Annotated in this window: 2 protein-coding genes; both read right to left on the reverse strand. The window is 42.1% G+C overall.

Features of this window, described 5'->3' with window-relative positions; translation table 11 throughout:
- Positions 1-71 precede the first annotated feature (71 nt).
- A complete protein-coding gene (locus tag RMY63_RS10835) occupies positions 72-4,403 on the reverse strand; it encodes a beta-ketoacyl synthase N-terminal-like domain-containing protein (protein WP_322728700.1) in 4,332 nt (1,443 codons plus the stop codon).
- Positions 4,400-12,187 (reverse strand): non-ribosomal peptide synthetase, encoded by a 7,788-nt coding sequence (locus RMY63_RS10840; RefSeq protein ID WP_322728701.1) that lies wholly within the window; start codon positions 12,185-12,187, stop codon positions 4,400-4,402. The genes RMY63_RS10835 and RMY63_RS10840 overlap by 4 nt, the downstream gene beginning before the upstream one ends.

Raw genomic sequence — 12,187 nt, forward strand, 5'->3', positions numbered from 1 at the left:
GCAGAATGTGCGTGCTAATCACAACTTATTTTGTCAGGTTAGATATTTATATGAACCCTATTTCATCTTGCTCATATTTCTATTTTTTCTCTACCAATTGCACCCCTCTTAGTATTTTGTTTTAATTGTTGCTTTCCTAGCTTTGGTGCTATTTCAGCTATTGTGGGAGACTCAAGCAAACTTGCTACAGTTAATTTAATAGAAAAAGTATTTTTTAGCCGAGAGATAATTTGAACAGCTATTAAAGAATCTCCTCCTAACTCAAAAAAACTGTCATAAATTCCTACCTGTTTAATTCCCAATAATTCTTGCCAAATATCGGCAATTTTTTGCTCAATCTCATCACGAGGAGCTACATAAGAATTAGGTAAATTGGGTCTGGAGTGAAGTGCAGATAATTTTTCTAACTGAACAATATCCGGCGTTCTTTGTAATGAACTCTCTAATTTGGTGTCAGTCTCTTTTTGCTCAGATTTTCTGCTAAATGCGGTTGATGCAGAAGCTTGAGCCATAATAATTTTATGCTCAAATGCTTGAGTTTCAGGAAAAGCTGCAACTTGAACAAAATCTTGATTGCGTAGTGCTTCAAACCACTGGTCTAGGATAATAAAAGGCTGACCTGGGTTGCGTCTTTTATCGTTTAAAGGTTTTAACAGCAGACCCCAACTAATATCAAAGTCTATCTTTGGCTCAGTTATTTCCCACACTAAGAGAAATCCCCCAGGAGCTAATAAAGAGCGTACATGGTTGAGAGTTCGATCTATGTTCTGAGTTGCGTGCAATACATTAGCAGCTATTATTACATCGTAGCTATACTTTTCAAACCCTTGCTCAGTTGGAGACTTATCTATGTCTAGTAATCGATATTCAACAAATGAATATTCCTTAAACTTTTCTTGAGCTTGAGTCAAGAACCCAATACCAATATCAGTAAAAGTATAGTCGGTTTGTTTGGGTGGCAACACAGGTAGTAATGCTTGCGTAGATAAACCAGTGCCCCCACCGATTTCCAGAATTCTCAGATGAACCGATGATGGTAATGACTTGACCACCTGTTCCAAGCTTGAGCGCAAGATAGAGTTGTAGTAAGTATTTAAGGAAGATTCTGGATGTGAACCGTTATTTTCCCCTTCTAAATTTGAACCATTGTTTTCTTTTTGGTAAATCAGTTCATTGAAAATTTCTAATGGTTCTTGTTCACCAGCAACAATAGCAGCTAAATTTTCACCACAGCGTTGCACTAAGTCTAAATATACTAAAGATGAAGCAGCAAACCTCGCTCTAACTTCTTCTAAATGTTCATCAATATAATCTTGTGAACATGGCACTAGCCCAATAAATAACCCCTCTTGTTGCTGTAATTGTCCTTGCTCAACCAAGATTTGTAACCATCTAGACATCAATTGTTGATAGCGAGGATAAATATGGCATTGTGCCAACAAACTCTCCCAAGAATACTTTTCTTCAGAATTGCTAAAAACTTCTAATTGCTGGAATGCAGAGTTGATGTAGGCTGTACATAAACGTTCCAACCATTGTCTGTTGTCTTGATAGGTTAACTCGTTGAGTTCTGCATTTCTCACACTTGCTTGCTTTTGACCTGCTTGTGTAAGCGATATCCACAATTGCGATGTTGGAGGTAAAGTTTGCAACTGTCCCCAAGCTGCTTTTTGTGGGGGGTCAATCCAATAACGTTGGCGTTCAAAAGGATAAGTTGGTAAGGGAAGACGGTAATATTCTTGGTGGTTATAGAATCCAAACCAATCTACTTTGACCCCAGCCAACCAGAGTTGACCGAATGTGTTGAATAAAACACGACTATCAGATTGCTTTTCTTGAGGATGGCGTACTGAATTCAAGACTGTTTGTGCAGATGCTTTGTCTAGATGTCTTTTAGCTAATGTAGCTAGTGTGTGTCCTGGCCCCACTTCTAGTAAGACTTGCTCAGGTGTTGCCAATAATTTCTCTATACCAGAGGCAAACAGTACTGTAGAACGCAGATGTTGAGCGTAGTAGTCAGGATTTGTGGCTTGGCTGACTGTAATCCAAGTACCAGTAAGGTTAGAGATGTAAGGAAGTTTTGGGGGGTTTAAAGTAACTTTTTTGACTTGCTCTGCAAATGCCTCTAAGATTGGTTCCATCATTTGCGAATGGAAAGCGTGGGAAGTATGCAGACGGCGGCATTCAATCCCTTGAGCAGCTAACTGATTTTGTAGTGCTTCGATGGCTGGGATAGAACCGGAAACTACACACTGCGAGGGTTGATTAATCGCAGCAACAGAAAGTTCTGAACCTAACACAGATGTTACTTTGTCTACGGGCAGGGGAACAGAAAGCATTGCTCCAGTGGGAAGTTGCTGCATCATCTGTCCGCGTGCGGCTACCAGAGATAAAGCATCTTCTAGGGAAAAAACTTCTGCGAGAGTGGCTGCTACATACTCGCCAATACTATGACCGATCGCAGCTTGTGGTTCCACTCCATAAGACTGCCATAATTTAGCTAGGGCATATTCAATTACAAAAATAGCAGATTGTGCGATCGCAGTCTGTTGAAGTTGCTTTGATGCTTCATCAATCTTTTCGTCACTAGGATAGAGAATATGACGTAAATCTTTCCCTACCAAGGATTTCAGAATTTCTGAGCAATAATCAACTTGTTCTTTAAATACTGCCTCAGTTTCATAAATTTCCCGCGCCATGTTGACATACTGAGAACCTTGACCAGGAAACATAAAGACAACAGGCCGTTCTGTAATCTCTGTATAATTTGTAAAAACTTGTTGGGCTGCTAAACTACTGAGAGCTTCAACAGCATCTTCTAAGTCTTGACAAATTAACATCCGTCGATAATTAAAACCCCGACGACCACTATTGAGCGTGTAAGCGACATCGCCTAAATTAAGTTCTGGATGCTCTTTTAAATGCGTGACTAAATTAGCTGTTATATTCTCAAGTGCCTTCTCCGTTTTAGCCGATAAACACAACAGAAAATATTCACTTTTGAGAGCCAGTTGCTTCAAGTCGGCAGAGCCGCCCAACGCACTGGCTCCTTTTGACTTTTGACTTTTGACTTGTATTGGTGCTTCTTCTAAAATTACATGAGCATTAGTACCCCCCATACCAAAAGAACTAACCCCAGCACGGCGAGGGGTGTTATTTGTTTTCCATTCTCTTAGGGTTGTGTTGACATAAAAAGGACTGTTGGCAAAATCAATTTTGGGATTAGGTGTTTGGTAGTGCAAACTAGGAGGCAGCATTTTATTTTGCAGTGCTAATACCGTCTTAATCAAACCTGCGACACCTGCTGCGGTATCTAAATGTCCTAAGTTGGTTTTGAGCGAACCAATAGCACAGAAACCTTTTTTATCGGTAGTTTGACTAAAAGCTTGAGTTAAAGCGGCAATTTCAATCGGATCTCCTAAAGGTGTAGCTGTACCATGAGCTTCAATATAGGAAATTGTTTCAGCATCTACACCAGCTAAAGTTTGAGCCTCGCTAATTACCGCCGCTTGACCACTGATACTAGGAGCAGTGTAGCCGACTTTTATTGCACCATCATTATTGCTTGCCGAGCCTTTAATGATTGCATGAATGTAGTCGCGATCGCTGATTGCATCCTGTAATCTTTTCAATACCACAATTCCAGCACCGCTACCACCAACAGTTCCTTGCGCTCTAGCATCAAAAGCACGGCAGTGTCCATCAGGAGAAAGAATCATTCCCTCTTGATGCAAATAACCTATTTTTTGGGGAATGCTGAGAGTAACTCCACCAGCTAGAGCCATATCACATTCACAATTTAATAGACTTTGGGAAGCTAAGTGAACAGCAACCAAAGAGGTAGAACAGGCTGTTTGCACATTCACGGCTGTCCCAGTTAAGTCGAGTTTATAAGCAACTCGTGTCGGCAAGAAATCTTTTTCGTTAGAGATTAATAATTGTAATGGGTCAACCGTTTCTAGTAATTGAGGATGAGGAATTATGTTATTGAGCAAATATCTATTTGTTCCCACACCACCATAAATACTTATTAAACCATTGTAGGTTTGTGGATCGTAACCAGCTTTTTCTGTTGCTTCCCAAGCCAATTCTAAAAATAGACGTTGTTGTGGATCTATTAACTCAGCTTCTTTGGCACTATATGCAAAGAAATTTGCATCAAACAATTCAATGTCTGATAGAACACCGCTAGCTTTTACATAATTAGGATTATTTAGTAAATCTTGAGGAACGCCAGAATTTATCAATTCTTCATCCGTTAGCCGTGAGATAGATTCCACACTATCTCGTAAATTCTGCCAAAAAGATTCAATATTTTTTGCTCCAGGAAATCTACCAGCAACAGCAATTATTGCTATTTCAGAGTTGTTGAACTCATTATTATTAACTATATCTACTGTCATTTTCTACCTTTTCTATGAGAAAGATACTGCTGTCTAAGTTGTAATTGTTGGTTTCTGAAAGCTTTACTTTCACTGAGAGATTGAGGACGTGAATTATTTTGTTTTAATGTATCGTTTTTGTTTACTTTAGTACTTAAATATTGGCTGAGACTATGTATAGTTGGATAACTAAACATATCAAATATTGACACTTCTAAGACAAGTATTTCTTGCAATTGCTGATTAATTTTTACTAGTAGTAACGAGTGACCTCCTAGCTCGAAGAAATTATTATAAATTCCTACCTTTTCTATCGAGAGTGCTTTTTGCCAAATACCAGCAATGATTCTTTCTACTTCTGTATTTGGCATTACATAATCTGATAGTTCCTGTTGTAAATCTGGAGCAGGCAAAGCGCGACGGTCTACTTTACCGTTGGGTATTAAAGGTAAGGACTCCAATATCACAAAAGTACTTGGAACCATATACCCAGGTAATTTACCAGAAAGAAACTGACGTAGTTCGTCCGCTTTGGGGGTTACATCTTTTCGTGGTACTACGTAGGCGACTAAGTATTTATTACCTGGAGTTCCTTCATGGGTAATGACACAACATGCTTGCACATCGCCATGTTTCTGTAGTAACGTTTCTATTTCTGCTAATTCAATGCGGAAGCCTCGAATTTTTACCTGATTGTCAATGCGTCCCAGGTATTCAATGTTGCCATCTGGTAAATAACGTGTCAAATCCCCAGTTTTATATAAAAGTGCTGAGTGCTGAGGAGCCAGTGCGTTGCGCGGGTTCCCCGCGTTGTAGCAACTGGTGTTGCTGAATGCTGAGTGAAGAGTTACCTCCCTTGTCTCCCCCTGCTCCTCTGCTCTCCTGCCTTCTGCCTCCTGCCTCCTGCCTCCTGCCTTCTCAAAGGGGTTGGGAATAAATTTTTCAGCCGTTAGTTCTGGACGGTTGAGATAGCCTTTTGCTAACCCAACACCACCAATGTGCAACTCTCCTGGCACACCCACAGGCACTGGTTGTAAATTTGCGTCTAAGATGTAAAGTTGTGTATTGGCGATCGCTCGCCCAATGCTCGGAGATATCTGATTTTGTTCCTTGGCAACTATTAGCCCAGAAGTTGTAACAACAGTATTCTCGGTTGGGCCATAATTATTCACTACTTGGAAGGGGATTAAATTAGATGGATACTGATGAAGCTTATCTCCTCCAGTTAGTACGGTTCGCATTGCCAAACCTTCAGTTGGCCATTCCAAAGATAATAATTCTTGTGCCAGTGGTGTTGGCAGAAAACTGATAGTAATCTTGTTTGCAATCAACCAGTCTCGTAGCTTAGTTAGCGAACTAAGTAGCTGAGATTTAACTAAGTGGATACTTGCTCCTGCTGTTAGGTAAGGCCATAATTCCCACACCGCAGCGTCAAATGCTGTTCCTGCTAATTGAGTGGCTTTATCTAATGAAGTGATGTTAAAAGTGCGTTGATGCCAGAACACCAAATTTAACAATCCTTGATGAGCAATCATCACGCCTTTTGGTGTTCCTGTAGAACCAGAAGTATAAATTACATAAGCTAAATTATTCGCTTGTGTCTCACAGATTAAATTGTCCTGACTGAACTGAGAAATCACCTCAGCATCACTATCTAAACAGACAAGACGTGCTTTCTGCTGGGATAGTCTATCAACGAGTCGCTGCTGAGTTAGCAACACTGAAACCTGAGCATCTTCGAGCATAAAACGCAAACGCTCAGTAGGATACTCAGGGTCAAGTGGCAGATATGCTCCTCCCGCCTTGAGAATACCTAATATTCCTACTACCATTTCTATTGAGCGTTCTACACAAATGCCTACCAGCACATCTGCTCCCACTCCCAAAGACTTGAGGTAATGCGCCAACTGGTTAGCACGGCAGTTTAATTCGCTGTACGTAAGATGTTGATTTTCGTATACCACTGCTACTGCATCCGGTGTCAGCTGAACCTGCTCCTCAAATAAATGATGAATGCACAAATCTTGTGGATAATCTGCCTGAGTATCGTTCCACTCGACAAGTAACTGCTGTTGCTCGGTTTGTGTCAGCAAGGGCAATTGTGAAATTGGCTGTTCTGGGTTAGCAATAATACCTTCAAGTAATGTGACAAAATGACCTGTCATTCGCTCAATGGTGGACGCATCAAACAAATCAGTGTTGTAGTCCCATACACCCACCAGTCCAGTGGTAGTGTTCTCCATTACTAAAGTCAAATCAAACTTGGTATTTGTGCCTTCTGTCATCAATGGAGTAACAGTTAACCCAGTCAACTCCAATTGAGAAATAGGAGCGTTTTGCAGGACAAACATTACCTGAAACAGTGGTGAATGGCTGAGATTCCGTTCTGGCTGCAATGCTTCCACTAACATTTCAAATGGCAAATTCTGATGAGCATACGCAGACAACGCTACTTCTCGAACACGACCCAGTAATTCGCTAAAACTGGGGTTGCCTGCCAAGTTAGAACGCATAACTAAGGTATTGACAAAAAAGCCAATTAACCCTTCTATTTCAGAGCGATCGCGGCCAGCAATTGGCGACCCCACCAAAATGTCTTCTTGTCCCGTGTAGCGATAAAGCAAGGTATCAAACGCTGCCAATAGCGTCATGAACAACGTTACTCCCTGCTCCTGGCTCAGTTTTACCAATTTATCAGTTAACTCAACTGAGAGTGTAAATTTTTGATACGCCCCAGCGAAAGTCTGCACAGCAGGTCTTGGTCGGTCTGTAGGTAACGGTAATAAAGCTGGTGCATCTTTTAATTGTTCTTGCCAGTAAGAGAGTTGAGTTTGCAATACATTCCCTTGCAACCACTGTCTCTGCCAGATAGCGAAATCTGCGTACTGAATTGGCAGTGGTGCTAATGATGACGGCTGGCCTTGAGAATAAGTATTGTACAGTACCTCTAGTTCTTGAACAAAGATACTCATTGACCAGCCATCAAAGACAATGTGATGTATACAAACTAACAACGCATGTTCTGTTTCGGACAGCATTACTAATGTTGCCCTGAATAATGCTCCATTTGCTAAGTCAAACGCTTGAGTAGCTTGTTGTTGTGCTAATTGCTGTAAAGCAATTTCTCGTTCAGTTGTGGATAAATGCTGCAAATCAACAACTGATATTATTCCCAGTCCCCAGTCCCCATTGCCCCTTATCCCCAGAGGGGGCCCCGAGTTCCCCAATCCCCAGTCCCCAGTCCCTAGTTCCCTAATAACTTGAGAAGGTTGTCCATCAACTGTGATGAAGTTAGTGCGTAACGCTTCATGACGATGAATAATTTCTTGTAAGCTTTGTTCTAAGGCAGCTTGATTGAGAATTCCGATTAGACGCAAAGCTATGGGTACGTTGTAAAATGCACTATTCGGGTTTAACTTGTCTAAAAACCACAAACGCTGTTGAGCATAAGACAGTGGTAACTCTGCATCGCTTGTTCTTGGTAAGATGGCTGATGCTGTTAGTTCTAAATCTTGTTGTTGCGATCGCTGAATGTTTTGGGACAATTGAGCAACTGTTGCTGTTGCAAACAACTCATGCAATGGTAATTCTACTTTGAAAATGTTACGAATGCGTGAAAGCAGTTGGGTTGCTAGTAGCGAATGTCCCCCTAGCTCAAAGAAGTTGTCATGTATGCCCACTTTCTCTACTTTCAGCACTTGCGCCCAAATTTGTGCCAGTATTTCTTCAATTGGGTTGCGTGGGGCTACATATTTTTCTAGCAGTGTGCTGTCTAAATCTGGTTTTGGTAGGGCGCGGCGATCTACTTTGCCGTTGGCAGTCAAGGGCAAGGATTCCAGCAGTACAAAAGCATTTGGCACCATGTACTCTGGTAGCTTGTTTTGTAGAAAGCGGCGAACCTCACTGACTAATAAACTCGAATTACTCCAGGTCGGTTTTATAGGATCGCAGACTAACTTGCTACTAGGCTCCTCTGGAAGGTACTGGATTAGAGATGATCGTCTAGCATAGATATTGTATAGTCCAGTATCTTCTAGTAAAGCATCCTGCTCGATAGTTAGGTCATATCCATGTTCTTTTAGCAGGGCTACAATTTCCTCCAACCTACCATCGATGTTATGAACTTCTACAACTATCTGCTGGATCTTTTGCCAATCTTCTTGCTGGATACCAGAAAGTACATCCTGCTCACTTTTCTCCACGTCGATTTTCAGCAAATCGATCCTTTCAATACCATACTCACCAATCACATCAGAAATTGTTCTTAACTGGCAACTGAATTGCTGACTCTGCAATCGTTCTACTAGCAGTTCATCAATTGCCTGGACAGATACTTTTGTATTATCTGGTACAAAATCTTGTTGTTTGAGCAAAAAGGATTTGATCGTCTCTCGCTCTTGAGCAGCATCGGCAAAGCGCCCGGAAATGACGGAAACTTGAGGATAATATGTAAAGGTATCACTCTTTGTCTCGCTGGAAAGACCAATATTAAATAGTTTGACATTAAAGCTATAGCTCTCAGCGTTTATACGTAGCAGGTCAAAAACAGGCGGAATTGGTTCAAATGCGTAAATATTAACGTCTTTACATATTTGACTCACGAAGAGTGTGAACAGACCGATATTCGCACCCACATCAAAGATGCAATCCCCCTCATTGATAGTGATGCCATGTTTTAAATAAGTTAGTTCCTCCCAAAGTTCTTTGTAGACGAATTCTGTCTCGTTTTTATTCAGATGGGCAATCATCATGCCATTTGGCAATTCATAGAGTAACTCGTTACTAAGCAGACCTTTATTTTTAAAATGAAGTAGTTTTAAAATTGGCAAAGCATAGTTTTGGTCGGGGACAATATATGCTACCAGACGCTTATTGTCAGGCTCGTCTTCTCGGAGAATTACCACAGTTTCCCCTACAGCCAGATGTTGTGTTAACGCTGTCTCGATTTCTCGCAACTCAATGCGGAATCCCCGAATTTTTACTTGATTGTCGATGCGTCCTAAATACTCTAGTTCGCCATTGGGCAAATAACGAGCCAAGTCCCCTGTTTTATATAATTTTGAATTGCTAAACGGATTAGAAATAAATCTTTGTTCTGTTAATTCGAGACGATTTAGATAGCCCCGTGTCACACCAGCACCACCAACGTACATCTCACCTGGAACGCCAATTGGTACTGGCTGTAAATATTCATCCAGCACATACACTTGTAAGTCGGGAATCGGACAACCTATTAAACTTGCTGTACTATATAAATCGGTTTGACTCAAGGGGCGATAGGTGACGTGTACGGTGGTTTCTGTAATCCCGTACATATTCACTAATTGGGGTGAGTTGTCGCCGTGACGCTCAAACCAAGGCTGTAAACTTGATAGTTCTAAGGCTTCTCCACCGAAAATTACTAAGCGTAAGTTCAAGTCGTCAGGAGTTGGGATCGCAATTTCTGCTTGAATTAACTGGCGAAAGGCGGAAGGTGTTTGATTGAGAACTGTGACTTTTTCTTGACACAATAACTGGTAGAAAGATTCGGGCGATCGCGTCACTAAATAAGGCGCTACTACCAGTCGTCCACCATGCAGCAAAGCACCCCAAATTTCCCATACAGAGAAGTCAAAAGCATAAGAGTGGAACATTGTCCACACATCATCAGAATTGAATTTATACCAAGCGTCTGTAGCTGCAAATAGACGAGTTACATTATTGTGATTGACTAAAACGCCTTTGGGCTTACCTGTGGAACCTGAAGTGTAGATAACATATGCCAAGTTATCGGGTGTTGCAGTTTTTTCCAGGTTTGAGAAGCTGTTTTGAGCTATGTTTTCCCAGTCAGTGTCTAAGCAGACAAGATGCGCCCGATGTTGAGGGAGAGATGCTACTAATTGCTTTTGAGTTAACAGCACTCCCACTTGAGCATCTTCTAACATGAAGCTCAAACGCTCTTGGGGATAGTCTGGGTCAAGTGGCACATAAGCCCCACCTGCTTTGAGAATGCCCAACACTCCCACAATCATGTCTATTGAGCGTTCCACGCACAACCCCACCAGCACATCGGCTCCCACACCTAAAGAGCGCAAATAATGTGCCAATTGATTTGCACGAGTGTTCAACTGCTGATATGTCAGTTGTTGATTGTCAAACACAACTGCTACAGCATCCGGGGTGCGTTCTGCCTGCTCCTCAAATAAGGAATGGATACACCGATCGCAGGAATAATCTACTCCTGTATCATTCCACTCCTCCAACAATTGGTGATGTTCTGCGATCGTCAACAGTGGTAATTGGGCAATTCGCGCTTCTTGATTGGCAACAATTGCTTGTAGTAAAGTTTGAAAATTTTGGGATATGCGAGCAATTGTAGTTGCATCAAATAAATCAGCACTGTAACTCCAAATCCCCTCCAAACCAGATGAGACTTCCCAGCAGTTTAGTTCCAGGTCAAATCTGACCGTTTCATCAATTGGCAAGGATATATTCTCAATAGTTAAGCCAGGCAAATCCCAAGACAACTGTGAGCCATTCTGGAGGGAAAATGCTACCTGTACCAGGGGATTACGACTCAAATCTCGTTCTGGCTGTAGCTTTTCTACCAACATTTCAAAAGGCAAGTCCTGATGGGCGTATGCTGATAATGTGGTTTGCCGCACTTGCGCCAAAAAGTCTGTAAAGCTGGGATTGCCAGAGAGATCGGCCCTTAATGCTAGGGTGTTAGCAAAAAACCCCATAATCTCCTGAACGCTCTTGTGATTGCGGTTAGCGATGGGAGAGCCAACAACAATATCTAGTTGACCACTGTAACGAGAAATTAACACCAAAAAAGCTGCCAGTAGAGTCATAAACAAAGTTGCGTCTGACTCTTGGCTCAACTGCAACAGGCGTTGCATGAGGTCACGATTCAGTTGAAAACGCTCAACTCCACCTCGGAAACTCTGAACTGGCGGTCGTGGTTTATCAGTGGGCAGTTCTAGTGCAACAGGAGCATCCGCTAACTGTTTTTGCCAGTAAGTTAGTTGGCGATCGAGGACTTCGCCCGTCAGCCACTGGCGTTGCCAAACTGCAAAGTCAGCGTATTGGATAGTTAATTCTGGTAGTGGGTTGGGCAATCCTTGAGTGAAAGCTGTATATAGCTGGGATAACTCTCGATTGAAGATGTTCAAAGACCAGCCATCGTAGATAATGTGGTGCATCTTCAACAGCAGTATATACTCGCGATCGCTCAGTTGCAGCAGAGTAAATTGTACCAATGGTTCAGCAGCCAGATCGAATGGCTTAGATGCAACGGACTTCGCCATTTGCCCAATGCGATCGCTTTGTTGTTGGGCTGACAATCCCTGCAAACCATAGATTGGTAAACTTAAGTCGGTGGAAGGAGCAATTACCTGGACAGGTTTCCCGTCTACTGCGGGAAAATTTGTTCTTAAAATCTCATGGCGGCGAACGAGTTCGCTAAGGCTCTGCTCTAGTGCAACTATATTCAATGACCCTTCTAGCCGCAGAGTTAGGAGCAGATTATAAGCACGAGTATTGGGTGAGAGCTGGTGCAAAAACCAGAGTCGTTGTTGAGCAAAAGATAGTGGCAGATCGCCATCTCGTGGCACTCTTTGAATAGGCAACTGATAAGAAGTCTTAGCCTGCATTGCTTGCTGTAAAAACAGCATAATTTCTGTTTTACGCCCAGCTATTTCCTGACGTAGCGCCGGAGTTAACACGCCTTCAGGTGCATGACAACGCAAACGATCGCCATCGGCCTCTAGTTCAATACTTAAGTTTGTCAGGTGACGAACGAATTCCAGGGTGCTGTTAGTCAT

It is taken from the genome of Nostoc sp. ChiQUE01b (assembly GCF_034531255.1).
Classification (GTDB): domain Bacteria; phylum Cyanobacteriota; class Cyanobacteriia; order Cyanobacteriales; family Nostocaceae; genus Nostoc.

Bases quoted from the DNA above. Each gene is read 5' to 3' on its own strand.
- RMY63_RS10840 (WP_322728701.1), bottom strand. From the start codon at position 12,187: ATGACTAACAGCACCCTGGAATTCGTTCGTCACCTGACAAACTTAAGT.
- RMY63_RS10835 (WP_322728700.1), bottom strand. From the start codon at position 4,403: ATGACAGTAGATATAGTTAATAATAATGAGTTCAACAACTCTGAAATA.